The sequence below is a fragment of the Centipeda infelix ATCC 43532 genome, assembly GCF_000234095.1.
Lineage (GTDB): Bacteria > Bacillota > Negativicutes > Selenomonadales > Selenomonadaceae > Centipeda > Centipeda infelix.
In genome coordinates this window covers 1-26228 of record NZ_JH376797.1, presented here as the reverse complement: position 1 = coordinate 26228, position 26228 = coordinate 1, and the positions used below count along the sequence as shown (strand labels likewise).

The following is a 26228-nucleotide window of genomic DNA, read 5'->3' as shown; positions in this document are numbered from 1 at the left end:
CGGGTATTTTGCATTCCTATTCATCCTCCTGCGCCAACCTCCCCCCTGTCCCCTGCAAAAACGTACGCGGCGAACATTTCATATATTTTTTGAACACCGTACAGAAATTCTTGTAGTCACCAAATCCGTTTTCCTCCGCAACCTCGTAGACGCGGTACTTACCCGAGCGAAGCTGTGCCACGGCACTCTGTAAACGCGTGCGCGTCAAGCATTCAAGAAAGGTCTGCCCCGTCGCTTCCTTGAATTTGCGGCTGAGATAGCTCGCGCTTACACCCGCCTTCTCGGCGAGTACTTCGATGCTGAGTTTCTCGCGGTAGTCGGTGCGGATACGCTCTATCGCGTGCCGCACATAGGGGTTGAGTGACCCGTCCGAGAAGTACCGCTGCCAGTCCATACTCTCCACATTTTGCGGCATCACTTCCTGCACCACCCCATCTTCTGCAATCCGCCGCATAAGGGCAGCAAGCTCCACCTCATCGACAGGTTTCAGCAGATAATCTGCCGCGTGCAGCTGAACCGCCTTCTTCGCATAGTCGAAGTCCGCATAGCTTGTGAGAAAGACAAGCTGCGGCAGGATTCCCTCCGCGCGTGCACGCTCCGCCATCGCGATACCGTCCATACGCGGCATACGGATATCGGTGAGCACAACATCGGGACGCTCCGTGCGCAGGAGTTTGAGACCCACTAGACCGTCCGGCGCATCGCCGATGACACGACAGCCCATCCCTGCCCAGTCAATCACGGAGATCAGTCCCCGACGAATGATCTCCTCGTCCTCAACGATCAGAATACGTAGCATTGCCCTCCTCCTTTCCGACGTTCACAGGCAGCACCATCGTGACACGCGTGCCGCCCTCCGCTCGCCGCTCGATCTGCATCCCGTATTCCACGCCGTAGAGCAGCTGAATGCGCCGATGGATATTGTAGAGCCCGGTATGCACGGAGCGGTTCTCTCCGCGCCGCATCATCCGCCGCAGCGATGCCAGCGTTTCCTCCGCCATCCCAACGCCCGTATCCTCGATGACAATCTGCATCTTCCCGTTTGCAATCATAATCCGCGTGGTGATATGAATCGCGCCCTCTGCATCTGCCCCGTAATGAATGGCGTTCTCCACGACAGGCTGCAGGAGCAGCTTCGGCACGAGGCACTTCCCCGCCGCTTCCGCGATCTCCTGCCGGTATGTGAGACGTGCGCCGAAACGCTGCCGTTGGATCTCGATGTAGTTGCCGAGATGACGGATATCCTCAGCGAGCAGGACACGCTGCACACGATTGTCGATGCTGTAGCGGAGGAGTGCCGAGAGTGCGGTGATCATGCGCGTTGCAGCGTCAGGGTCGAGCTTCGTCATAAATTTAATATTTTCGAGTGTGTTAAAGAGGAAATGCGGATTAAACTGCGATTCGAGCTGACGCAGCTCGGAAATGACACTTGCGCGTGCCTTCTCTTCATTTTCCTGCATGAGACGGACAAGGCTCTGCACCATACGATTGTATTCGCCCGCGATCTCCTCGAACTCGTTACCCGTGCAAATGGCGAGTTCCCGATCCAGATTCCCATGCCGAACGGCACGGAACGCATCGACGATCTCATCCATTGCACGCATTTTCTCCGCTGTCTCCCGCCGCACACGGAAGAAGATGAACGGCACCATCAGGAGGAACACGGCGAGGAGAATCGCCGTACCCGTCGCAAATTGGGCGATGCGGCTGCCGACGGGCAGGGCTGCATAGATCGTAAAACGCCCATCGAGCACCTGCTCCTGTGCCACATAGAATTGTTGTCCTCCCACCTCACAGAGCCCATGCGCATTTACAAGTTCGGGGGCAATTTTGTAAAAGACGGGGTCGCGGAAAATGGTCATCGTGGAAAAGGGTGCGCGCCCCTCGCGGTTGACAATGATAAAGTGCATCTTTTCACCCGTTTGCAGCCGTTTCTCGAGCTCGCGCATGGATACGACAAAGACGGCATAGCCCTCCACGGTTCCCGCAGCTGCCACAGATTGTGCCGCGACCGGACGGATCGCCTGACCGACAACATAATCCCATTCGCGGTCACTGTGCGGGATGAATTCCTCCACGCAGCCCATCTGTCCGTCCATGCGCGAGAGCACGCCCCAATTCTCCGTCGGCGGTGCAAGATAGGACGGGAAGTCACTCCGCGTTTGGAAAAGAACGCCCCTGTCCGCATTCAGCAGAAAAAACCGTGGCAGTCTGCCATGCAGATTCAGTTCCGCATACAGCCGCTCAAAATACAGACGGCGTTCCTCAGCGTCCCCGGCGAGCAGTTCCGTCCCGTTCATCGCAATCGCCGCCGCACGATCTTCATAGTCATGCGTCATCTCGGTGAAGATCTCACCCGCGACGTGTGCCTCGTCCGCCGTACGCGCCGCGACGTTCCGCTCCCAATAGACTGCCGCGAGCAGGATGCAGATAAGCGCGATGAGAAAGCCAGGAACAAGCGCATATTTAAGGAGAACACTGCGCACCTCATCTTGAAAACGTCGCATCTCTATCCTCCTTCCTGCGAAATTCGATTATTTTCTATTATAACAGAATCTCTGTAAACACAAAATACCGGAAGGATGCCCCCTCCGGTATTGTCTCTTACCCAGCTGTTCTTACTGCACGCTCGTAAAGATATCCTTGAACTTATCGAGCCATGCCTTCTTGTTCTTCTCGACCACCTGTTCATCATCATCGATGATCTTGATCTGATCCTTCGGGAGAAGTCCGACCGGTGGATCGACATCGTCACGCACAGAACGGCGGTGGAGCTGCGCCGTGATGATACTCTGCGCTTCCTTGCTCGTGATGAAGTCAATGAACTTCTTCGCGTTCTCCATGTGCTTTGCATTCTTGATGATGTAGATGCCGTCCGGCTTGGAGATAACGCCTTCCTTCATGTAGACGAGCTTGACCGGCGCGCCGTCCGCAACGTACTTCGCGCCGCCCTCTTCAAACGTGAGTCCCACAGCATACTCGCCGTCCGCAACGCCCTTGTAGACCGCAGAGGAGCCGGAGAGCAGCTTGCCGTCGAGGTTGCGCGAGAGTTTTTCCACATAGTCCCAGCCCTTATCGGGGTCGCCATTGCCCATTGCGTAGAGCATGTTGATGAGGTGCTCATAGGAGGAGGAGGACTTGGACGGATCGGCAAATGCAATCTTGCCCTTGAGCGCGGGATTCAGCAGATCCTCGTAGCCCTCGACCTTCACATCGCCGATGAGGTTCGTATTGACCATGATGACGCTCGGGATATCCGTGAAACGCGTCATCGGCCCCTCGGTGTTCTTAAACGCAGCCTGGATGTGATCCTCGTTCTTCGACGTGTAGTCCTCAAAGAGATTCGCCTTCGGCTTCATTGTGTTGAGCGAGCCGCCCCAGAAGATGTCACCGAGCGGATTCGCTTTCTCGGACTCGACGCGCTTAAGGAGCTCACCCGTGCCCGCCGCAATGACCTCGACCTTCACGCCGCTCTGCCTTTCAAACTCCTCGACAAGGGGATTGATGAACGTCAGCGGATGCGGGCAGTAGATGACGAGGGAGTTGTCATCTGCCGATGCCGCCTTCTTCTCTCCGCCGCCCCCGCCGCAGCCGGTGAGCGCGCCGCCCAGCATCAGCGATGCTGCGAGAACGGCAAACATTTTCTTGAACTTCATGAAAAGACCTCCTTTTGACAGAAAACCATCTATGAAAAAGGCTTTTGCCTAAGGAAGCACTGATAAATTCAGCACTACCATCTTGACGCATCTTTTTTGCCCGCACTTCGGCAGAAAATCCTCCACAGAGCACCACTCTGCGTCCGGTTTTCCGCCTTGTTCGGACGAAAAAATCTACGCCAATCTGAGAGACTGTTTTATCAGCGATTCCTGAAAACCCTACAGTGTCACATCCTTGCTGCCCGACACCTTGAAGAATGTCACCATTGCAGCGATCGTCGTGAGCGTGAGGATGGTCGAGAGTGCCGCTGCCGTTCCGTAGCTCGCGCGGATGACCTCCGTGTAGATGGCAACGGACATCGTCTTGGTCGCGCCCGTGAACAGAATGACTGAGGAACTGAGTTCGTTGATCGCCGTGATCCACGAGAGGATCGCACCACTCATGACACCGGGCAGCATCATAACAGCCGTCACCTTAAAGAAGGTTTTGAGCGGCGAAGCCCCGAGGCTGATGGACGCCTCCTCGATGCTCGGGCTGATCTGATAGAGAATCGCCGAGCTCGAGCGCAGCGTATACGGCAACCGCCGAATGACGAGCGAGATGATGATGATGAGTGCCGTGCCCGAGAGGAGGATCGGCTCCTCGTTGAACGCAAGCAGCAGGGTGATACCCAGAACAGAGCCGGGGATGATGTACGGGAACATCGTGAGCGTGTCGATGATGTCCGTGAGCATACTCTTGCGCCGCGTCGTCAGATACGCGACCGTCATGCCAAGGAAGACAATGATGAGGATCGCCGCCGTACTGTATAGATAGGTATTCGAGATGGCCGTACCGAGGCTGCTGAAGATCGTCGTATAGCTGTCGAGCGAATAGCCGCCCGTAAAGACTGCCCCCCGTGTCTCAAGGAAGGAGGTGTAAATGACAACGAGCTGCGGGATCATCGAAACAGCGACGAGCAGATAGATGAGAACATGCATCAGGACATTGCCCGCACCCCTCATCTCCTTTACCTCAAGGGGACGCAGCGAGCTCATCGTAAAGGACTTGCGGCTCACAACGTATTTTTGCAGCAGGAAGATCGTCGAAGTGATGACGACCATGATTGCCGCCATCGCCGCCGCGAAGTTCGCCTGATCGCCGACCTCGTTGATGAACTCCGAGTAGATCATGACCGGCATGACGTTGAACCCCTCGCCGATCAGCATCGGTGTACCGAAGTCCGCCATTGCGTTCATAAAGACCATGAGCGCACCCGCGAGGATCGTCGGTGTGATGAGTGGTACGATGACCGTCACCACCTTGCGGATGCCGCTGCATCCGAGACTTTCCGCCGCCTCGATCAGTGCTGAGTCGATGTTCTTCATCGCACCCGCTGCGTAGAGGTAGATGAACGGATAGAGCTTGAGCGTCAGGACGAGCAAAATCCCCGTAAAACCGTAGATCGACGGGAACTCATACTGAAACGTCTCCTGCAGCCACTGCGTCAGCATGCCGCTGCGCCCGCCGATCAGAATCCACGAGTACGCGCCGATAAACGGCGGCGAGAGAAGCGAGATGATGATGCAGATCTCGAGTGCGCTCTTGAAGCGCACGCGGTAGATCGTCATAAAGTACGCGAGTGCCGTTCCGATGATGATCGCGAGGATGGTCACGCATGCCGTCACGCTAAAGCTGTTGATCATCGACTGATAGTAGTATTTCCGCTCAAAGAAATGCTTGAAATGTTCGAGTGTGAACTCCCCCGTCATGGCATCCTGAAACGCCGAAGAGAACAGAGAGAAGAGCGGGTAGATCAGAAAGAGTCCGAAGACGGCGATGGACAGAACCGTGATGCCGGTCCAGAAGTCCCAGCGCAAATTCAGCTTACTCATAGCGCACCACATCCTTCAGGATATTGCGCGAGCCGTCTGCAGTGAATACGTTGACCTTGAGCGCATTCGGACGCAGGTGCACCGTATCCCCGACCTCGAGCTGCCGCGTCGCATGCCCAAGATCCTGTGAGAACTCAAGCGATGCCTGATCCGGCAAGATCATTTCGCCGTCGAAGTCCAGACTGTAGTTGATGTATTTTCCAAGAAATACCTTTGTTTTCACCTTGCACGGGAGCCCGTCGTCTTGGATCGAGAGTTCCTCGGGACGTACGGAGATCACAACCTCCATGCCGTCCTTCGCCTCCGCACCGAGATTCTCCATCGGCATCTCATAGCCGTTGCGGAAGGTGACGCACACCCGATCGCCCGGCTTTTGCACACGCCCATAGAACAGGTTGGAGTGTCCGATAAAGGTCGAGACGAAGATGTTCCACGGACGCTCATAAATCGTCTGCGGCTGTGCCGTCTGCTGGATCTCGCCCTTGCTCATGACGGCGATACGGTCGGAGATGGAGAGTGCCTCCTCCTGATCGTGCGTGACATAGACCGTCGTAATGCCGACCTTTTTCTGTACCTCACGAATCGCGGAGCGCATCTCGATGCGCAGCTTCGCGTCGAGGTTCGAGAGCGGTTCGTCCATGAGCAGCACACTCGGATGGATGACGATGGCACGCGCGAGTGCCACACGCTGCTGCTGTCCGCCCGAAAGACGTTCGGGAAGGCGATCCTGATAGTCCGCAATCTGAACGACATCAAGAATGCGGTCGACCTTCTCCTTCATCTCCGCCTTCGGCACATCGCGCAGCTTCAGTCCGTACTCCACATTCTGCCGCACCGTCAGATGCGGGAAGATCGCGTAGCTCTGGAAAACCATGCCGATGTTCCGTTTGTGCGCGGGAATATCGTTGATCCTCTGCTCATTGAAGAGGATATCCCCGCCCTCAATGCTGTTGAACCCTGCGATCATCCGCAGGAGCGTCGTCTTTCCGCAGCCGGATGGTCCGAGCAGGGTGAAGAACTCACCGTTGCGAATGTGCTCTGTAATCCCCGGAATGATTGTGAGATCGCCATACTTCTTCACAGCGTTCTCAATGTTAATCGCTACACTCATCGAATCCCCTCCAAATTGTTTTTAGCAGCATCGAATCCTTTCGTTCTTTATTCGTCTGATTATTTATAGTATACAAAAAGAAATAGCAAAAGAATATCCGTAAATCTGCAAAAATATCCGAAAAACTGAACTTACTTATAAACTAAAAATCCCCCATCAATAGGAAGCAATCCTATGATGAGAGATTTTGGATATGGATGTAACTTGGGATGCGCAGCGATGTGTGCCAAAGCAAACCCTAGTGAAACAAGGGGAAAAGCACACGTTCTGCCCCCTGCGGACTTCTTTCGTCCAAGCGAAGCGCGTTTAAGAAGTCCGCAGGTATTTAGGCAGATAAGTGTGCGACCACTTGTGTAACGAGGTGTTTGCGTGGAGCACACACGCACATACAGAAACAGAAATCACAGGATTGCTTCCGCCGCCGCCATCACGCCAAGTGCCGCGTGCTCAAACGTCAGCCCGCCCTGCAGATAGATGCAGTACGGTTCACGCATGGGGCCGTCCGCGCTCAGCTCGATTGACGCGCCCTGCACGAACGTCCCAGCCGCCATGATGATCTGGTCGGCATAGCCCGGCATATCCCACGGCTCGGGCGCGGCGAATGCGTCCACAGGCGACATCGCCTGAATCGCGCGTGCAAATGCCTTCATCCGTTCCGCATCCCCGAGCACAATCGCCTGTATGATGTCGCTGCGTGCGTCCGTAAAGCGAGGGAACGTGCGACAGCCCAGTCCCTCGAAGATCCCTGCGGCAAAAACCGCTCCCTTGAGTGCCTGTGCAACGACGTGCGGTGCGAGAAAGAGCCCCTGAAAGAGCAGACGGTTCGAGATGAGACTTGCGCCAAGCTCGTCCCCCATCCCCGGCGCGGTCAGGCGATAGGATGCCATCTCCACAAGTTCACTGCGCCCCGCGATATAGCCGCCCGTCGGCGCAATTCCGCCGCCGGGGTTCTTGATGAGCGAGCCCGCCATAATATCGACCGTAGGGAGCTCCGTCGGCTCAATCGTATCGACGAACTCCCCGTAGCAGTTGTCCACGAAGATAATGCAGTTGGGATTCACTGCCTTGATCCGTGTGCTGACCGCGCGGATATCCTCGATACTGAGTGGCTCGCGCTCGCTGTAGCCGCGCGAACGCTGCACCAGTGCAACCTTCGTCCGTGCTGTCACAATGCGCTCAATGCCGTCCATGTCCACGCGACCGTCCTGCATGGGCAGCTCGTCGTAGTCAACGCCAAACTCCTTCAAAGAGCCACTGCTCTCATGCGCCCAGCCGATGACGGTCTGCATCGTATCATAGGGAGCCCCCGTGATGGAGACGAGTTGATCGTTCGGGCGCAGAATGCCGAACAGCACCGTTGCGAGTGCGTGTGTCCCCGAGACGAACTGCGTCCGTACAAGTGCCCGCTCCGCACCAAAGACGCGGGCGTAGAGTTCGTCAAGCTTTTCGCGCCCAAGATCGCTGTACGCATAGCCCGCACTCACCCCGAAATGCGCATCCGAGACGCGGCATTCCCGCATGGCATCCAATACCTTCTGCGTATTGAACTCCGCAACCTCGTCCATATGCGCAAACACGCCCCGCGCACGCTCGATGATCTGTGTGCGCAGCGCGCCTAACTCGTCCCTCTGCACATTTTCCTCACTTTCCATTCTGTTCCTTTTCCCACTGCTCCGTCGCCGTACGCAGATATCGCACAAGCTGCAGTTTCAGCCGCTGTTCCAACTCCTCAAGATTCGCTGCATCAAACGAGTAGCTGACATATGGCATCCCGCCTACATGATACTCACCAAAGAACTCATTCCGATAGCAGTTGTAATAGATCCCGACATCATTCCCTCGTGCAAAATTCACATAGTCAATGATGAGGAAGGAGCCGTTCGTAAGCTGTGCCGGTGCGGACGGACGGACAAAGAGCGTATACCCCTCGATCTCTTCGGGAAGCTCCGCACCGTACGCCCACGTCTCAATACTCTCGCGCACAGGCAGCAACTCTTGCATCTGAAGCGTATCTGCATGAAGCTCCGTCATCACGTTTGGGAGCGAACGGCGAAGTTCCATACCGAACGCTTCCAAATCTCCGTAAACAAAGGATGGCAGGGCAAAGCGTACGACACCGATCTCGACGCGCAGCTTGTACGAAGTGGTTGCGGCATCGTAAAAGCCGACAACAGCGCGATGTTCCTGCGTCTGATCGTAGCGAAAGAAATCGTACTGCCCCTCGCTCTCCTGCCGCTGCTTCGAGAGGACGAACCCATTGAGTTCGGCGGGCAGATCATCGAGCACCGTCCAGGCTGCAAGCGCTGCGTCGATCTTCTCTGTAAACTCCTCAGCCATTTTCCTTACTTACCCGTTCGACCACGCTTTGTCATGGGAATCCCCTTCGCGCAGAGCGGGCAGTTCTCAGGTGCGTAGGTCTCGACCTCCATCGTGAGAAGCGCAGTCGCGGGCACATCGCCGAAGTTCGCCTTGCCGCCGCTGCGGTCAACGAGCATGGAAACGGCAACGGGAACAGCACCTGCTGCCTTCACCACATCAATGACCTCTTTGATCGAGCCGCCCGTCGTCACAATGTCCTCAACGATGAGTACGCGCTCGCCCTCGCGCAGAGAGAAGCCGCGTCGGAACGTCATCTTGCCGTCCACGCGCTCCGTGAAGATTGCGCGCGTCTCGAGGGACTTTCCCGTTTCATGCGCGAGCAGAATACCGCCCGTCACGGGACCGACCACCGTTTCAATATTTGCGTCCTTGAACTTCTCCGCCATCGCCGCGCAGAGCTGCGCTGTGTATTCCGGATGCTGAAGCACATTGAATTTCTCAACGTAGTGTGGGCTGTGCAGCCCCGAGGTCAGCAAGAAATGTCCGTCCATGATCGCGCCCGTCTGCACAAGCAGGGCACGTACTTCTTCCTGCGTCATCATACAGATTCCATCTCCTTCAAAATCTCCTCCGCAGCTGCGCGTGGATTCTCTGCTGCATAGATCGCACGTCCGACCACAATCTGCGACGCACCCGCACGGATTGCCCCTGCCGGTGTCATCACGCGCCGCTGATCGTCATGCGCAACACCTGCGGGTCGGATGCCGGGCGTTACAATCAGGAAATCATCGCCGCAGGTGCGGCGAATCGCCTCCGTCTCGGCAGGTGATGCGACCACACCGTCCAGCCCCGCCCTCTGTGCAAGCTGTGCGCGGCGCAGTACCGCGTCTGCAATCGTGCCCGTATGTCCGAGCCCGCCCCAGTCCTCTGCATCCATACTCGTGAGCACGGTCACGCCGATCAGTTTCGGGCAGGATATCCCCTCCCTGTCTGCCGCCGCGTGCAGTACCTCACGCGCAACTGTCATCATCCGCAGCCCGCCGGCAGTATGGACATTCAGGATGTCGGGACGAAGCCGCAGCAGCGAACACAGTCCGTTCGCGACCGTATTCGGAATATCGTGCAGCTTCAGGTCAAGAAACACCTTTTTCTCTCGCCCCTTCAGCCATGTAACAATATCTCCGCCAAGTGCATAGAAGAGCTCCATGCCCACCTTGTAGCAGCTGACACTGTCACCAAGACGTGTGACAAGCTGCTCCGCTGCTGCACGCGTCGGTACATCCAGTGCCGCAATCAACCGATCATCTGCCATGTTTTCACTCCTCTATGATGCGCAGACGCGCATCCCCACATCTGCATTGTTCGCGTACAAAACGCACCAAAAGTCCCGTCCGATAGCGCAAAACAGGCATTGCCTCTGCGGTAAGGGTAGAGAGGACAAGCTCCCCCCGCGCCCCATCCGCATGCGAACACTGCCCCACACCATCCACAACCTCGGCAAAAAACAGCCGCTCCTCAAGATGGATGCCCTCACCCGCAGGACAAGAACCGCCGATCAGCGCCCCTATCTGCGCACGTGTGAAGATATGTCCGTGCCGTGCGCCCATACACTCCGCCATCTCCCGCGCAAATTCCTGCGGTGCAAGATGTGTTCCGATTGTAATCAGGCGGTTCAGACTCAGGTCGCCCATTGCCTCCGCAATCGCGGGCAGCTCGTGCTCCCATGCGATGACGGTATCTGGCACCACTGCACACAGCAGATCAGCGGCAGTCCCGGCTGTGCACGGCAGAACTGCTGCACCGATCGTGTCAAGGGCATATTGGAGATCGAGTGTGCGGCTATCCGTGAAATCACCCGCAAGGAGCACCGTACTCGCACGGTTTACCCCGCACACGACAAGCATATCTGTCGCGGTCTGAACCTGCCGTGCGACATCCCCCTGCGTGTAGCAGTGGATCTGTCCCGCTCCCATACCATCATGCAAGCCACTGATACGGAGAAGCCCCGAATGTGGCAGTGTGAGCATGAAAAAAGGGGCATCCGCCCCCTCTTTTGCTGCACACTCCAAAAACGGCAGACGCGCCATGTCCGCAAACGATGTGACGGACGCGGCACGAATCCCCGCGTGTGCAAAGGTATCACGGTAAAACACCGTCTTCTCCTCTGCCCATTTGATCTGGCGCAGAAGCAACGCGAGCCGCTGTTCTTCCGTAAGCACAGCCGCCGTCATGACTCAAGCGGCCGCTGGTAGAAGAACGGCTGAAAGCTCGTATAGCCCATCTTGCGGAAGTTCAGAATCGACTCCGTCGCCCCGACAAAGAGAATCCCACCGGGCTTGAGTGCCTCGAAGAAATGGCGATAGAGCTGATCCTTTGCCTCATCCGTGAAGTAGATGACGACGTTGCGGCAGAGGATCAAATCGAAGCCCGTCTCGAACTTATCCCGCAGCAGGTTGTGCCGCTTGAACTCGATCATATTCTTGATTTCCTGCTTCACGGCGAAATGACCGTTGTCCTCATCGAAATACTTGCGGCGGCGATCCGGTGACATACTCTTTATCTCATCCGCCGTATAGACACCGCGCTTGGCCTTTGCGAGAATCTCAATATCGAGATCAGATGCAAGGATGCGATGGCGTGTTGTCGGCGTCATCTCCTTCATGATGATTGCGAGCGAATACGGCTCTGCACCGATGGAGCAGCCTGCGCTCCAGATATTGAGCTTCGGCGAACGTGTCATGAGATCGGGAATGACATCCGTCTCGAGCTTGCTGAACTTCTCCGGCGTGCGGAAGAACTCTGACACGTTGATCGTCAAATACTCGATAAACGCCGCAAAATCGTCCTTATTCTCACAGACATGGTCGAAATACTCGACACAGCCCTTGTATCCCGCGCGTGTAATCAGATTGTTGATGCGCCGCTTCATCTGCGGTTCTTTGTAGAGATCGAGATCAATCTCCGTCTTTGCCTTTAACTTCTGCTTGAACTGCTCCCAGTCGCGATCTTCCGACATATATTCCCCTCCGCTCACATATCCCTACATCTTTAATACTTATTGGATCGTAAAGACCCGGCAGGATTTCTTCACCTCAAGTTTCGGCAGGATGACATGCAGAATCCCCGCCTCATAGGATACGGACACCTCCGCCTCATCCACATCGTCGATGAGGAAGGAACGCTCGAACGTGCCCGCCTTGCGCTCGTGGCAGAGATACTTCGTCTCGGACTCTTCCGGCACAATGCGCTCCGCCTTGATCCTGAGTCTCCCGTCCTCGTTGTAGGAGACCTCGATTGCCTCCTTCGTAAAGCCGGGCAGTTCCGCAAACAGCTCATATGCGTTCTCGCAGTCAATCACATCGACGCGGAACGGAAAGAGCATCCCCCCCACCTTGTCGAGCGGGTTAAACGAATGCTCCATCACGGTCTCAAGAGCCTTCCCAAGGATCTCCTGCCCCTTCTCGGCATTCTCTCTCAAATTGAACGGCAATGGACGAAACATAGCGACCACCTCCAACATTGACGATTATCTACGTTTTCATTATAGCAATAAAGGGCGTTCTTTTCAATATGCGTGCAGAAAAGGCGACGCATGAAAACGCCGCCCTAAAATCGTTCAAAGCGTTGCAAGCATATCCTGCACGCCCTTCAAGTAGGTATCGCGTGCAAAGTTCACGAGCTCGCCCGTTCGGCGTACCTTTACCTCGATGCTGCCGTTCTCGATGGTCTTCGGCCCGATGGCGATGCGTACGGGATAGCCGATCAGATCGCAGTCGTTGAACTTCACGCCCGCACGCTCACGCCGATCATCCAGCAGTACATCGACCCCCGCCGCACGGAGTTCCTCGTAGATCTCCTCGGCGTACGCGAGCTGCTCCTCCACCTTGGCATTGACTGCGACGACAACGACCTCATACGGCGCAATCGCACGCGGCCAGATGATGCCATGCTCATCATGGTTCTGCTCGATCGCCGCCGCCATCGTACGCCCCACGCCGATACCGTAGCATCCCATCTGCATGGGCTGTGCCTTGCCCGCCTCGTCAAGGAAGGTCGCGCCCATCGCTTCACTGTACTTCGTCCCAAGGGCAAAGATCTGCCCCGCCTCGATGCCGCGCCCGATGTGGAGATGTCCCTGTTCGCAGACAGGACACGCATCCCCCTCTTCGACAAGGCGAATATCCGCCACCGTCACATCCCCAAAATCGCGCTTCGGATTCACATTCATATAGTGAAAATCCACCTCGTTTGCCCCCGAAACGGCATTGTGCATCCACATCGCCGTCTCGTCGACGACGATATGCGTGCCCTCTGCAATGCCGATAGGGCTCATAAAGCCGGGACAGCCGCCAACCGCACGGATCGCTTCCTCATCCGCCATGCGCAGCTCACGTGCGCCCGGAACGGCGTTCGCGAGCTTGATCTCGTTCACCTCGTGGTCACCGCGCAGGAATGCGAGAATGAGGGTATCGTCCTCCGTCTGATAGGCGACCGCCTTAATCGTCTTTTCCACGGGAATCTTGAGGTATTCTGCAAGCAGCGCAATCGTGCTCGTATGAGGGGTCGCCACCTTCTCAAGCGGCAGTTCCGCCTCATCGAGTGCGGCAATCGGACGCAGTGCCGCCTTCTCATCGCTCGCCGCGTAACTGCACGCATCGCAGCACGCAATGCGCGATTCGCCCTCGGGCGCGAGCACGGTGAACTCCTCGGAATGCCCGCCGCCGATCGCGCCGCTGTCCGCCTCCACGGCGCGGAAGTCCAGTCCGCAGCGCGTGAAGATATTTGTATACGCAACCGACATCTTGCGGTAGGACTCGTTCATCCCCGCGACATCCTTATCGAAAGAATAAAGGTCTTTCATAATAAACTCGCGGCTGCGCATAACGCCAAAGCGCGGCCGACGTTCGTCGCGGAACTTGTCCTGAATCTGGTAGAGCAGGACGGGCAGCTGCTTGTACGAACGCAGCTCATCACGCACGAGTGCTGTAATCATCTCCTCATGCGTCGGCCCCATGCAGAACTCCCGGTCATGGCGATCCTTGACGCGGATCATCTCCGCACCGTATGCACCCCAACGTCCGCTCTCTTCCCAGAGTTCGGACGGCTGGAGAATCGGCATCATGATCTCCTGTCCGCCCGCTGCGTCCATCTCTGTGCGGATGATCTGCTCAATCTTGCGGATCGTACGCCATGCGAGCGGCAGATAGCTATACATGCCGCCCGCCGATTTGCGGATTAGCCCTGCTCGATACATGAGCTGATGGCTTGCTATCTCCGCCTCGGCAGGTGTATTTCTGAGCGTAGGGGCATACAGATTCGTAGCTCTCATGACGATTTGCGTTCCTCCAATATTGCATCAATTTCCCGAAACAGTTCGGACAGCAATTCTTCTTCCTTCACCTTGCGGATGACCTCGCCCTTGCGGAAGATCAGCCCCTCGCCGTTCCCGCCCGCGATGCCGACATCCGCACCGCGCGCCTCGCCGGGGCCATTCACAACACAGCCCATCACTGCGACCTCGATGGGGTCCTCCATCCCGCGCAGACGCTCTTCGACCTTCTCGGCGATCTCCACGAGGTTGATGCTCGTGCGCCCACAGGTCGGACACGCAACGAGCGTCGGACCGTACTCCTTAAGCCCGAGTGCCTTCAAGATTTCATTCGCCGTACGCACCTCGACCACGGGATCGCCCGTGAGCGAGATTCGGATGGTGTCGCCGATGCCCTCCGCGAGCAGCGCACCGACACCGACCGCGGACTTGATGATTCCTGTCCCCGCCGTACCCGCCTCCGTAATGCCGAGATGCAGCGGGTAGTCGACACGCTCGCTCATGAGGCGGTACGCCGCGAGTGTCAGCGGCACATCGTGCGCCTTGAGCGAAATCTTCATGTCATAGAAGTCCAACTCCTCGAGCACACGCACATGCTCCATCGCAGACTCTACAAGAGCCTCCGCCGTAACGCCGCCATACTTCATGAGCAGCTTGTGGTCAAGCGAGCCGGCATTGACCCCGATGCGGATGGGGATACCCCCCGCGCGTGCCGCCGCAACCACCTTCTTCACGCGCTCCGTCCCACCGATGTTGCCGGGATTGATGCGCAATGCCGCAACCCCCTGCTCCATCGCCTCAAGCGCGAGCTTGTAGTCAAAGTGGATGTCGGCGACGAGCGGTGTCTTGACCTGCTGCACAATATTGCCGAGATTCTTCGCCGCTGCCATGTCGGGTACGGCGACGCGCACAATATCGCAGCCTGCCGCTGCAAGCTCACGGATTTGCTGAACGGTCGACTCCGTATCCGTCGTCTTTGTATTGCACATGGACTGTACAGAGATCGGCGCATCGCCTCCGATGGGGATATTTCCGATATGGATTTGCCGCGTTCTGCGGCGCTCATAATTTGCCATGAGAGGGTCAGCCTCCTGCAAAGATACGCATCACGTCATTCTTCATCGCGAGCAGCATGAGCACGACGATAAGCCCCACGCCCGCATTCTGAATGTAGTGCATGACCTTTGGGCTGAGCGGCTTTCCGCGCACCGCCTCGACACAGAGCGTTAAGAAGTGCCCACCGTCGAGTGCCGGTACGGGCAGTAGGTTGATGATTGCAAGGTTCAGACTGAGCAGTGCCGCAAAATTCAGCAGCGGCACAATTCCCATCTCCGCGACTTCGCCCGCCATCTGCGCCACGCCAATGGGACCGGCAAGCTCCGAGCCGGACAGTTCAAGAACGATACGGTAAAGCGCATCGAGCATCATGACAATAATCATCGTCGTACGCTCAAAGGCCATTGAGACGGACTGGAAGAACCCGGGGTAGGCTGTCTCATACGCATTCACGATGCCAATGACACCACGGTCATGCGATGCGTCGTAATGCGGGGTCACACTGACCGTCAGCTCCTGCCCCTGGCGATCCACCTGCATGGTCAGGGGCACTGCCCCGTGATTCATGCGAATCGCGTCCACCATCTCCTGCCACGTCTCAATCGGTTTGCCGTCGATTGCAACGATGCGGTCATTCGCCATCAGTCCTGCCTTCGCTGCAGGATTATCCGCGAGCACCGTGCCAAGCACAGGTGCTGGGTTCGGTGTCTGCACCCCTGCAAAGAAGAAGATGCCGAAGAAGAGCACCACCGGCAGAATGAAGTTCATCGCCGATCCTGCAAGGATGACAATCATGCGCGACAAGATTGGTTTGCGGCAGTAGCCGCGCTCCCCTGCGTCGTTGTCGTCCGCCGCCATGCCCGCGATATCGTTGAATCCACCAAGCGGCACGATACGGATCGAGTAAACAGTTTCGCCATAGCGAAACCGCACAAGACGCGGGCCAAATCCAATGGCGAACTCATCCACGCGCATACCCGTCAGCTTTGCCGTGATGAAATGACCAAGCTCGTGCACAAAGACAAGAAGTCCGAAGACAAAGACCGTCGCAAGAATTTTCTCTAACATCCAAGCTCCTTTATGATGACCGGCGCATCAGCGCAGGACAACGTACATGGTATAGTAGTAGACGAGCGGTGCCGTAAAGAGAATACTGTCAAAGCGATCCCATATGCCACCGTGTCCGGGAATGATCGCGCCCGAGTCCTTGATGCCCGTATGCCGTTTCATCAGCGACTCCACTAGATCGCCAAACATACCGAGCACGGCAATCGCAGCACCCAGCCCCGCCATATACGTGAGCGGCATATGGAGGAGATACCCCAGTCCCACCATTGCTGCAATCGTTCCGATAAGACCGCCGAAAAAACCTTCAATCGTCTTGTTCGGGCTGATCGCAGGTGCTAGTTTGTGCGAGCCGAACGCACGTCCCGCGAAGTAGGCAAAACTGTCGCTCGCCCACGTTCCGATGAACATGATCCAGATCATCGCCGTTCCAAGATCGAACGTTTCGATTGGCGTTACGAAACGCATCCCCGAGAGATCGCGCAACATGATGAGATGTGCAAACGGAAGCCCGATATAAGCGATGCCCGCCACGGAGATACCTATATCCGGAACGGATACGTCACCGCGCAGCAGTACCGACGTAATGAGCGCAAGCACGGTAGAAGCCATCACCGCAAGCAGGATGATATCGAGCTGCCCGAGGTATGCACCGTACAGTATACCGCCGATACCGAGTACCCCCGTAAAGAGTGTGGGATTTCCGCCGCGGCGTGAAAAAGCACGCACATACTCAAACCATGCGAGTACGGCGAGCACCGCCGCGCTAATCGCAAACGTACGCCCTCCCGCCTGAATCACATAAGCAGCGAGGGCAATACCGATAACTCCCGATATAATGCGTGTAATCAAAGCCTGCCTCCCATTTGCTCCTCGGCGTCCAGTCCGCCGAAGCGGCGGCTGCGCCCCGCAAAATCCGCAATGGCACGCGCCAGTTCCTCCGGCGTGAAATCCGGCCAATGTGTATCCGTAAAGTAAAGCTCCGCATACGCCGACTGCCAGAGGAGAAAATTGCTCAGACGAAGATCTCCGCTCGTACGGATGAAGAGGTCGACAGGCGGATCGCCCGCCGTATCAAGCGCATTGGAAAAAAGGACCTCATCAATCTCCTCCGGAGCAAGCTCTCCTGCTGCCGTGCGTTCGGCGATGGATCGTACGGCACGCACGATCTCGTCCTGGCTGCCATAGTTCGCCGCCAGATTGAAGTGAATGCCCGTATTCCCTGCCATAAGTGCCTCGGCATCCGCCATCCGACGCTGAAAGCGCTCGGAAAAGCGGTCGCGTCGGCCGATGAAGTGTAGGCGCACCTTCTCTGCGTGCATCTCCGCAAGCTCCTTCTCCAAGAAGGAGTCAAAGAGCCGCAGGAGGAAATCGACTTCGCGCTGTGGACGCTTCCAGTTCTCCGTGGAGAACGCGTAGACCGTGAGCACCTCAATCCCCATATCCGAAGCAGCACGCACGATCCGCTTGAGCGTGCGAGCCCCCTCCTCATGTCCCGCCGAGCGCGATTTCCCCTGTGCCTTTGCCCAACGCCCGTTTCCATCCATAACAATCGCGATATGGCGCGGCATACTTGCACGTTCAACCGTGAGACCGGGCGAAACAGATTCCCCCGTGGCGACAGAATTTTTCGTTCCACCGCCAAATATCTTTCTCCACATCATGATCCCTTCTAACTTGCTCGCACTCTGCCTCCTCCGACGATTGCCGAAAGTCTGATCCGTTCAGCAAAAGTCTTTCTCATACGCAGCGACTGAGGGACTTCGCGCTGGTGCAAAGGTTCGTGTAAAGACACAGTTGCCGTCGCGCTCTTGCACACGAACGACATAATGTGCCGTCTCATCCACCGCAAAAAAATTGCGTGGGGATCGTGTCTCTTTCATCTGATACAATATGCCGGCTGTCACGCATACCGATCGGACCGCGTCCCATGGACGCGCCAAACGGAGGTCGGCCATCAGATCTCCATGACCTCTTTTTCCTTCGCCGCACGCATCTCTTCCATCTGCTTGACGAACTTGTCCACGAGCTTCTGCACAGAGTCCTGCCCACGCTTGGACTCGTCCTCGTTAATCTCCTTGTCCTTTTCGAGCTTCTTGATCGCCTCGTTTGCATCGCGGCGGATGTTACGCAGGGCAACCTTCGCCTCCTCCGTCTTCTTCCCGACCGTCTTGATGAGCTCCTTACGGCGCTCCTGCGTCGGCTGCGGAATCGCAAGGCGGATCACCGTACCGTCCGAATTCGGCGAAAGTCCGAGATCGGATTTCGAGATTGCAATCTCAATCTCGTGCAGGATAGACTTCTCCCACGGCGTAATGACAATCATATGAGGCTCGGGCACCGTCACCTTCGCAAGCTGATTGACCGATGTCGGCGTTCCGTAATAGGGAACCATCACCTTATCGAGAAGATTCGGGGTTGCCCGCCCCGCACGCAGAGACGAAAACTCCCGGCGAAGTGCCTCGATCGCCTTGTTCATACTTGCCTCATGCTTCGCGAGAATATCCTTTATCATACGGCTTCGCCTCCTACGGTCGTTCCAATCGCCTCTCCGAATGAGGCACGTGCAATATTTGCGTACTCATCAATATTAAACACCACAATGGGAATCTTATTCTCCATACACAGGCTCGTTGCTGTCGCATCCATGACCGCAAGCCCTCTCTTGAGGATATCGATGTAGGCAAGCGTTTCAAAACGCTTTGCATTCGGGTTCTTATTCGGGTCGGAGTCATAGATTCCGTCCGTCCCCTTCTTCGCCATGAGAATCACATCTGCCTCAATCTCAGCCGCACGCAGCGCCGCCGTCGTATCGGTCGAGAAATACGGATTGCCTGTCCCCGCGCCGAAGATCACCACACGCCCCTTCTCCATGTGACGAATCGCGCGACGACGGATGTACGGTTCTGCCACCTGGCGCATCTCAATCGCGCTCTGGACACGCGTGTCGACATCCTGCTTTTCGAGTGCATCCTGCAGCGCGAGTGCATTCATCACCGTCGCCATCATGCCCATGTAGTCCGCCGTTGTGCGATCCATGCCCTTTGCACTGCCCGCAAGCCCGCGCCAGATATTTCCGCCGCCGACCACAATGGCAACATCGATGCCATGATCACGCACCCTTTTAATCTGTGCAGCAATCTCCTCGACAACGGCAGGGTTGATTCCAAAGCCCTGATCTCCTGCCAGAGCCTCTCCACTAAGTTTCAAGACGACACGGCGATATTTCGCTTCCACGATGACTCCTCCTGTCTGTTCTTTGCGCCATTATAGCATATTTTCCCCTGGATGTCTGCAAAAAAGGGGCGCTGTGCGACGCAAAATGCGTTTTGCACAACAGCCCCTTCACTTCATGATCTTACTGCATTTGTGCAGCAACCTCCGCAGCAAAATCTTCCTGCTTCTTCTCAATGCCCTCACCGAGCTGGAAGCGCGTGAATGCCTTGACCTCCACACTGCCGAGCACCGCCGAAACCTTCTGTTCGGGATCCTTTACAAACTTCTGCTCAAGCAGACAGACTTCCTCATAGAACTTGTTGATGCGCCCCTCGACCATCTTTTCAATGATCTTCTCCGGCTTGCCCTCTTCAAGCGCCTGCTTGCGGAGCACTTCCTTCTCATGCTCAATGTGGTCTGCCGTTACCCCGGAACGGTCAATCGCGAGCGGCGATGCCGCTGCAATCTGCATTGCGATATCCTTGCCGAGCTGCTCGTCGCCACCCGAAAGCTCCACGAGAACGCCAATCTTTCCGCCCATGTGGATGTACGTCGCGACGCGGCCCGCACTCTCATAGCGTGCAAAACGGCGCAGCGAGATCTTCTCGCCAATCGTCGCCGTTGCCTCGGTGATGAGGGCGGCGACATCCTTGCCGTCGAGCTGGCTCGCATTCAGTGCGTCGAGATCCGCGGGGTTCGTCTCTGCGATATGCTTTGCGACCTTCGCGCTCAGCTCACGGAACTGCTCGTTGCCCGCCGCAAAGTCCGTCTCACAGTTGATCTCGACGATCGCGCCAACCTTCGCATCCGCCGTAAGGTATGCCGTCACAGCCCCCTCTGCCGCGATGCGTCCGGCCTTCTTCTCCGCCTTTGCAATGCCCTTCTCACGCAGATAGTCAATCGCCTTCTGCATATCGCCGTCGGTCTCGGCAAGCGCCTTCTTGCAGTCCATCATCCCTGCGCCCGTACGCTCACGCAGCTCCTTTACCATTGCAGCACTAATTGCCATTGTAGGTCCTCCCAATACATTCACAAAAAAGGGGTAAGGGATAAACTCCCTTACCCCTCGTTTCATTCTTTACTCAGCCGCAGCCGTCTCCGGTGCACCGCCCTGATTGCCCTCAAGCACAGCATCTGCCATGCAGCCCGTGAGAAGCTTCACCGCACGGATCGCATCATCATTGCCCGGAATCACGTAGTCAATCTCGTCCGGGTCGCAGTTTGTGTCGACGATGGCAACGATGGGAATGTTCAGCTTGCGTGCCTCAGCAACCGCAATGCGCTCCTTGCGCGGATCGACAACGAAGAGCGCACCCGGCAGACGATTCATATCCTTGATGCCGCCCAGATAGCGCTCGAGCTTCTCCTTTTCATGACGAAGGCCCTGTACTTCCTTCTTCGTCAGCAGCTCGAACGTACCGTTCTCCTCCATCTCCTCAAGCGTCTTGAGGCGGTGGATACGACGCTGGATCGTCTGGAAGTTCGTCATCATGCCGCCGAGCCAACGCTCGTTGACATAGAACATATTTGCACGCAGAGCCTCCTCGCGGATTGCCTCCTGCGCCTGCTTCTTCGTGCCAATGAAAAGAACGGACTTGCCTTCCTGCGCAACGCTGCGGAGGAAGTTGTATGCCTCATCCACCTTACGCACCGTTTTCTGCAGATCAATAATGTAGATCCCGTTGCGCTCCGTGAAGATGTAACGCGCCATCTTCGGATTCCAGCGGCGGGTCTGATGTCCGAAGTGGACACCTGCCTCCAGAAGCTGCTTCATAGAAATTACTGCCATGTGAGTATACCTCCTGTTGTTCCTTCCGCGCCCCTCATCCGCTGCACCACCGCGACTGGCGCGGCACAGAGCAACTATCGGAAACGCGTGATTTTTAAGGAATCGCTGATAAAATGAAGTTCGTCAGATGAGCGCTAATTTTTTGTCCTGCCAAGAAGACAAACCGGACACATAACAAGGGCTATGTGGAGGATTTTTCGACACAGGTAGGGCGAAAAAACGTGCCAAGATGACGGTGTTGAATTTATCAGTGCTTCCTAAACACTGCGGAACATTATAGCATAAGAAACACAGCGTGACAACGCCCTAGTGGTATTTTTTTACAAAAAAATGGAGAGCACACAGCTCCCCATCCCTATAAAATTCATATAAAACAAATTAAAGAGGCTTGGCAACCATCTCAGTCACATCCACGCCCTTCGGAGCATAGAGGATAATCGTACTCGATATCACGCGTGCTGTTCCGTGAAGGACATAGCACGCACCATTCAAAAAGTCACAGACACGCCGACGCTCGGGCCCGTTCAGGCAGTCAAAATTGACCGTCACAGCTATCCCCTGTTTGAGCTGCTTTACCGCCGCCCCAACATCATCATAACGACGTGGACGATGAATGCGTACTTTGAGCTCTGCGACCTTTGTTGTATGTACGGTCAGCGGTGTACCGCCTCCATCCCCCGTCGACGGTGTTCGTGGAGTCGATGTAGATGCTCCATAGGATGCTCCCGAAAAAGAGACCGTACCGCCGTTGACAACTCGACGCTGCTCCATAGCATATTCCGCCTGATGTATCTGTGCAGTGGGTTCTGCATTGGACTCCATCACATCTTCCTCATCCTCATACGAATCGGAAGGGAAAAAAGTGTCCACGACGTGCGAAGCCATATCCTTCACACGTGATATCAACGAACTCGCACTCATTTACCTCTTCCTTCCTCGTAGATATGAATTCAAATGCAATGAGAGACAACTATGCATTCTACTAACGGAGACATACTATCACATTTCTTTCAGAAATGCAAGGTTATTGTCTAAAAATGATTTTTTCCCGTATACACCAGGACTTTTATATCATTTTAGGAATCGCTGATAAAATGAAGTTCGACAGATTGGCGTAGATTTTTTCGTCCGAACAAGGAGACAAACCGGACGCATAGCAAGGGCTATGTGGAGGATTTGTCGACACAGTGCGGGCAAAAAAGATACGTCAAGATGGCGCGACTGAATTTATCAGTGCTTCCTTTACTTGCGTGCATTCTTTGCTGCTCGCCCTCGTGCCGTGCGATCCAAAATCGCCTTGCGCAGACGAATGTTCTCCGGCGTCACCTCAACCAGCTCATCGTCGTTGATGTATTCAAGCGCCTGTTCAAGACTCAGGATGCGCGGCGGTGTGAGACGAATCGCCTCATCCGAGGCGGACGTGCGCATATTCGTAACGTTTTTCTTCTTGCATGGATTGATGTCCATGTCGATATCACGCGCATTCTCGCCGACAATCATGCCCTCATAGACCTGCTGCCCCGGCGAAATGAACATCGTCCCACGATCCTGCAGTGAGAAAATACCGTAACCCGTCGTCTCTCCCTGCTCAAACGCCACCAATGAACCGTGCGAACGGCCGCTCATATCTCCCTTGTATGGCACATATCCGTGGAAGATATGGTTCATGATGCCATTGCCCTTTGTACTTGTCAGCAGCTCCGAGCGGAAACCGATTAGACCACGCGCAGGGATGAAGAACTCCATGCGGATATAGCCCGACAGCTCCGTCATGTTCGACAGCTCCGCCTTGCGCGTGCCAAGGGCCTCCATAACCGAGCCCATGTATTCCTGCGGCACCTCGACCGTCAGATTCTCCATCGGCTCGCATTTCTGTCCGTTGATCGTTTTGTAGACAACCTCGGGCTTGCCGACCTGCAGCTCGTACCCCTCGCGGCGCATCTGCTCGATCAGAATGGAGAGGTGCAGTTCACCGCGCCCCGAGACCTTGAACACATCCGCCGAATCTGTCTCTTCGACGCGCATTGCAACATTTGTCTCGACCTCCTTAAAGAGGCGATCGCGAATGTGGCGCGAGGTGACAAACTGCCCCTCGCGTCCCGCAAACGGACTCGTATTGACACCGAACGTCATCGAGAGGGTCGGTTCATCAATGTTGATTGTCGGCAGGGCCTCCGGATTCTCCGCATCCGCTACCGTATAGCCAATGCTGACATCGCCAAGACCCGTCAGAGCGACAATCTCGCCCATACTCGCTTCATTCACATCGACACGCTTGAGCCCCTGATAGACATAGACCTTGCCGACCTTTGCCTTCGTCTCATGATCGCCGCTGATGATAACGACATTCTGATTGGGGCGCACGGTACCGCGGATGATCCGACCAATCGCCACGCGTCCCACATAATCATCCGCCTCAAGCGTTGTCACCATCATCTGCAGAGGACCTTCTGCATCGCCCTGCGGTGCCGGAATCTCCTTCACAATCGTCTGCATCAACGGTTCCAGATTATCGCTCTCATCCTCCATCTTGAACTTTGCAATACCGTCGCGTGCCGTTGCATAGATCACAGGGAAGTCCAGCTGATCGTCGTCCGCGTCCAGTTCCATGAACAGTTCAAGCACTTCGTCGTAGACATCATTCACGCGCTGGTCAGGACGATCAATCTTATTGATGACCACAATCGGCTTCAGTTTCTGCTCAAGTGCCTTACGCAGCACATACTTTGTCTGCGGCATCGGGCCTTCAAATGCATCGACAAGCAGCAGAACGCCGTCCACCATATTGAGAACACGTTCCACCTCACCGCCAAAGTCCGCGTGTCCCGGCGTATCCACAATGTTGATCTTGATGTCATCGTAAAGAATCGCCGTATTCTTCGAGAGGATCGTGATTCCGCGTTCACGTTCGATATCTCCCGAGTCCATCACGCGCTCATTGACCTGCTCGTTCGAGCGAAAGACGTGACTTTGACGCAGCATTGCATCGACCAGCGTCGTCTTACCGTGATCGACGTGTGCGATAATTGCAATGTTGCGCAGCTTTTCATTCGTCGCCATATATAAAATGTGCCTCCCCAAAATTTCCGTACAAAAGATAGCTTGTCTATCTTATTATAGCTGTGAGAGTTTGTCAACACATTTATGATCTGCTGCTATAATTTTCACAAAAGAAAAGCCCCCAAATGAATGGGAGCTTGGACAGTATCTATTATTTCCCCTTATTCTGCGCTTCCACCGAACGCTGCCAGTTCTTGTAGAACTGCTCAGAGAGGGATGTGAAAACAGCCACCGTGTCTCCATCCGACTTGTTCGCACGCACCTCGTAGGTATAAAGCAGCTCGTTCGAACCGGAGCGATAGACATCGAAGAAGAACGTCGTACGGCTGTTGTTTGCAACCGTCAGGATGACATAGGCATCCGCATAGGACGCTACGTTTTCCTTAAAGACCTTTGCCGCCTCACGACGCGGGAGGACTTTGAGATCAATGCTCTTATCCGCCTGAAGCGCATTTGCTATAGCATCATAGCTCACAACATTCGCACGCGTAATGCGTCCGGCATCCGAAACCACCTGTGTCAGAATCTCAAGCGAGGGAGACGTATCCTCCACCTGCACATAGAGAGGAGCACCAATCGCCAAGCGGTTTACATTCGTGATGACAGCCCCCTCTGGCAGTGTCACCTTATCCGAGTAAGGGGATGCCCCTGCCTGCACAGCAAAAAGTGTCAGGCACAGAACAAGTGCCATCTGTACGAATCTCTTCATAGATTTATCTCCTCCTTCAACTCACAGCAAAACACACATTTTGCTTTTTGTCATTCTACACTATTATCATATCTTTGACAAGAAAAAGTAGATGAGAGCACAAAAAAACCGCATCATAAACGGTACGGTTAAAATCAAAGTGGCAGGGGCAGTAAGACTTGAACTCACAACCTACGGTTTTGGAGACCGTTGCTCTACCAATTGAGCTATACCCCTATGGGGCGACTTATGGGGATCGAACCCATGCATGCTGGAGCCACAATCCAGTGTGTTAACCGCTTCACCAAAGCCGCCATATAAATTTTATAAAGAAACTCGTGAACCGCGCGTGATTCACGAGTCCCTTTGCGGCAACTACCTACTCTCCCACGTCGTCTCCAACGAAGTACCATTGGCCTTTGAACGCTTAACTACTGTGTTCGGAATGGGAACAGGTGGAACCGTTCAGGCATCATCACCGCATGCTTGAATGAGTCTTGCTCACTCAAAACTTCACAGAAGAAACTTCCTTGCAAATGTATTGGGTAAAACTACCTTAGAATGTAGTCAAGCCCTCGACCGATTAGTGCTGGTCAGCTGCACACATTGCTGTGCTTCCACACCCAGCCTATCTACCTTGTCTTCTTCAAGGGGTCTTACTTCCTTATAGGAATGAGATACTTCATCTCGGGACGGGCTTCACGCTTAGATGCTTTCAGCGTTTATCCCTTCCGGACGCAGCTACCCGGCCGTGCCCTTGGCAGGACAACCGGTACACCGTTGGTCCGTCCACTCCGGTCCTCTCGTACTAGGAGCAGCCTCCCTCATGTATCTTACGCCCGCGATGGATATGGACCGAACTGTCTCACGACGTTCTGAACCCAGCTCACGTACCACTTTAATGGGCGAACAGCCCAACCCTTGGGACCTGCTTCAGCCCCAGGATGTGATGAGCCGACATCGAGGTGCCAAACCTCCCCGTCGATATGGACTCTTGGGAGAGATTAGCCTGTTATCCCCAGGGTAGCTTTTATCCGTTGAGCGATGGCAATTCCACTCTCTTT

24 protein-coding genes, 2 tRNA genes, 2 rRNA genes and 2 pseudogenes are annotated in these 26228 nt (G+C 55.5%); 2 read left to right on the top strand and 28 right to left on the bottom strand.

Translation table 11 applies throughout. The features are described 5' to 3' along the window. Positions 1–16: 16 nt before the first annotated feature. The 21 genes from HMPREF9334_RS00140 to rpsB all read right to left on the bottom strand — a co-directional run bounded on the left by HMPREF9334_RS00140 (position 17) and on the right by rpsB (position 21416). A complete protein-coding gene (locus tag HMPREF9334_RS00140) occupies positions 17–799 on the bottom strand; it encodes a response regulator transcription factor (protein WP_006691480.1) in 783 nt (260 codons plus the stop codon). After that, the gene (locus HMPREF9334_RS00135) at positions 777–2507 is read right to left on the bottom strand and encodes a sensor histidine kinase (protein ID WP_006691479.1); all 1731 of its coding nucleotides are present in this window, start codon (positions 2505–2507) and stop codon (positions 777–779) included. The genes HMPREF9334_RS00140 and HMPREF9334_RS00135 overlap by 23 nt, the downstream gene beginning before the upstream one ends. Positions 2508–2618: 111 nt before the next feature. After that, on the bottom strand, positions 2619–3656 hold the full coding sequence (locus HMPREF9334_RS00130; protein WP_006691478.1) for an ABC transporter substrate-binding protein: 1038 nt from the start codon (positions 3654–3656) through the stop codon (positions 2619–2621). A gap of 219 nt (positions 3657–3875) precedes the next feature. Beyond that, positions 3876–5531 (bottom strand): ABC transporter permease, encoded by a 1656-nt coding sequence (locus HMPREF9334_RS00125; protein ID WP_006691477.1) that lies wholly within the window; start codon positions 5529–5531, stop codon positions 3876–3878. Then, positions 5524–6642, bottom strand: coding sequence for an ABC transporter ATP-binding protein (locus HMPREF9334_RS00120; RefSeq protein ID WP_006691476.1), 1119 nt, complete (start codon positions 6640–6642; stop codon positions 5524–5526). The genes HMPREF9334_RS00125 and HMPREF9334_RS00120 overlap by 8 nt, the downstream gene beginning before the upstream one ends. A 401-nt stretch (positions 6643–7043) precedes the next feature. After that, a complete protein-coding gene (locus HMPREF9334_RS00115) occupies positions 7044–8276 on the bottom strand; it encodes a methionine gamma-lyase family protein (protein WP_039957184.1) in 1233 nt (410 codons plus the stop codon). A 7-nt stretch (positions 8277–8283) separates the two neighbouring features. Further along, positions 8284–8979: a hypothetical protein gene (locus HMPREF9334_RS00110; RefSeq protein WP_006691474.1), complete on the bottom strand. Its 696-nt coding sequence runs from the start codon at positions 8977–8979 to the stop codon at positions 8284–8286. 5 nt (positions 8980–8984) lie between these two features. Next, positions 8985–9560 (bottom strand): orotate phosphoribosyltransferase, encoded by a 576-nt coding sequence (gene pyrE, locus HMPREF9334_RS00105; protein WP_039957183.1) that lies wholly within the window; start codon positions 9558–9560, stop codon positions 8985–8987. Further along, on the bottom strand, positions 9560–10273 hold the full coding sequence (pyrF, locus tag HMPREF9334_RS00100) for an orotidine-5'-phosphate decarboxylase (protein WP_006691472.1): 714 nt from the start codon (positions 10271–10273) through the stop codon (positions 9560–9562). The genes pyrE and pyrF overlap by 1 nt, the downstream gene beginning before the upstream one ends. A gap of 4 nt (positions 10274–10277) precedes the next feature. Further along, entirely contained in the window at positions 10278–11192 is a 915-nt protein-coding gene (locus HMPREF9334_RS00095) for a phenylacetate--CoA ligase family protein (RefSeq protein WP_006691471.1), read from the bottom strand. Next, positions 11189–11977, bottom strand: a complete 789-nt coding sequence (locus HMPREF9334_RS00090; RefSeq protein ID WP_006691470.1) for a CheR family methyltransferase — start codon at positions 11975–11977, stop codon at positions 11189–11191. Before HMPREF9334_RS00090 ends, HMPREF9334_RS00095 begins: the two co-directional genes overlap by 4 nt. A 39-nt stretch (positions 11978–12016) precedes the next feature. Then, on the bottom strand, positions 12017–12463 hold the full coding sequence (locus tag HMPREF9334_RS00085) for an Hsp20 family protein (protein ID WP_006691469.1): 447 nt from the start codon (positions 12461–12463) through the stop codon (positions 12017–12019). Positions 12464–12577: 114 nt separating this feature from the next. Then, the gene (locus HMPREF9334_RS00080; protein WP_006691468.1) at positions 12578–14290 is read right to left on the bottom strand and encodes a proline--tRNA ligase; all 1713 of its coding nucleotides are present in this window, start codon (positions 14288–14290) and stop codon (positions 12578–12580) included. Beyond that, on the bottom strand, positions 14287–15366 hold the full coding sequence (ispG, locus tag HMPREF9334_RS00075) for a flavodoxin-dependent (E)-4-hydroxy-3-methylbut-2-enyl-diphosphate synthase (RefSeq protein WP_006691467.1): 1080 nt from the start codon (positions 15364–15366) through the stop codon (positions 14287–14289). The genes HMPREF9334_RS00080 and ispG overlap by 4 nt, the downstream gene beginning before the upstream one ends. Before the next feature lie 7 nt (positions 15367–15373). After that, the gene (rseP, locus tag HMPREF9334_RS00070; protein WP_006691466.1) at positions 15374–16414 is read right to left on the bottom strand and encodes an RIP metalloprotease RseP; all 1041 of its coding nucleotides are present in this window, start codon (positions 16412–16414) and stop codon (positions 15374–15376) included. 27 nt (positions 16415–16441) lie between these two features. Further along, on the bottom strand, positions 16442–17263 hold the full coding sequence (locus HMPREF9334_RS00065; RefSeq protein ID WP_006691465.1) for a phosphatidate cytidylyltransferase: 822 nt from the start codon (positions 17261–17263) through the stop codon (positions 16442–16444). Continuing rightward, positions 17260–18072, bottom strand: coding sequence for an undecaprenyl pyrophosphate synthase (locus tag HMPREF9334_RS00060; RefSeq protein WP_006691464.1), 813 nt, complete (start codon positions 18070–18072; stop codon positions 17260–17262). The genes HMPREF9334_RS00065 and HMPREF9334_RS00060 overlap by 4 nt, the downstream gene beginning before the upstream one ends. A gap of 296 nt (positions 18073–18368) precedes the next feature. Further along, positions 18369–18926 (bottom strand): ribosome recycling factor, encoded by a 558-nt coding sequence (gene frr / locus HMPREF9334_RS00055; protein ID WP_006691463.1) that lies wholly within the window; start codon positions 18924–18926, stop codon positions 18369–18371. Beyond that, complete coding sequence (gene pyrH, locus HMPREF9334_RS00050) at positions 18923–19648, bottom strand: UMP kinase (RefSeq protein ID WP_006691462.1); 726 nt, start codon at positions 19646–19648, stop codon at positions 18923–18925. Before pyrH ends, frr begins: the two co-directional genes overlap by 4 nt. 121 nt (positions 19649–19769) lie before the next feature. Next, a complete protein-coding gene (gene tsf / locus HMPREF9334_RS00045) occupies positions 19770–20636 on the bottom strand; it encodes a translation elongation factor Ts (protein WP_006691461.1) in 867 nt (288 codons plus the stop codon). Positions 20637–20705: 69 nt separating this feature from the next. Further along, positions 20706–21416 (bottom strand): 30S ribosomal protein S2, encoded by a 711-nt coding sequence (gene rpsB / locus HMPREF9334_RS00040; protein ID WP_006691460.1) that lies wholly within the window; start codon positions 21414–21416, stop codon positions 20706–20708. Between the two features lie 137 nt (positions 21417–21553). Between rpsB and HMPREF9334_RS12400 the strand changes: the two are divergent. Beyond that, a pseudogene (locus HMPREF9334_RS12400) lies at positions 21554–21696 on the top strand (secretion protein HlyD). 98 nt (positions 21697–21794) lie between these two features. Here HMPREF9334_RS12400 and sepF read toward each other — a convergent pair. After that, positions 21795–22337, bottom strand: a complete 543-nt coding sequence (gene sepF / locus HMPREF9334_RS00035; protein ID WP_006691458.1) for a cell division protein SepF — start codon at positions 22335–22337, stop codon at positions 21795–21797. Between the two features lie 195 nt (positions 22338–22532). Here sepF and HMPREF9334_RS12395 point away from each other — a divergent pair. After that, positions 22533–22658, top strand: a pseudogene (locus tag HMPREF9334_RS12395) (secretion protein HlyD); the annotation flags it as partial. Here the strand turns inward: HMPREF9334_RS12395 and typA are convergent. The 6 genes from typA to HMPREF9334_RS00005 all read right to left on the bottom strand — a co-directional run. Next, a complete protein-coding gene (gene typA, locus HMPREF9334_RS00030; protein ID WP_006691457.1) occupies positions 22659–24476 on the bottom strand; it encodes a translational GTPase TypA in 1818 nt (605 codons plus the stop codon). Positions 24477–24627: 151 nt separating this feature from the next. Beyond that, positions 24628–25185: a hypothetical protein gene (locus HMPREF9334_RS00025; protein WP_006691456.1), complete on the bottom strand. Its 558-nt coding sequence runs from the start codon at positions 25183–25185 to the stop codon at positions 24628–24630. 140 nt (positions 25186–25325) lie between these two features. Further along, a tRNA-Trp gene (locus HMPREF9334_RS00020) sits at positions 25326–25401 on the bottom strand. Between the two features lies 1 nt (position 25402). Then, positions 25403–25478: transfer RNA gene (locus tag HMPREF9334_RS00015), tRNA-His, on the bottom strand. Between the two features lie 52 nt (positions 25479–25530). After that, a 5S ribosomal RNA gene (rrf, locus tag HMPREF9334_RS00010) occupies positions 25531–25647 on the bottom strand. 80 nt (positions 25648–25727) lie between these two features. After that, positions 25728–26228 (bottom strand): 23S ribosomal RNA (locus tag HMPREF9334_RS00005); the annotation flags it as partial.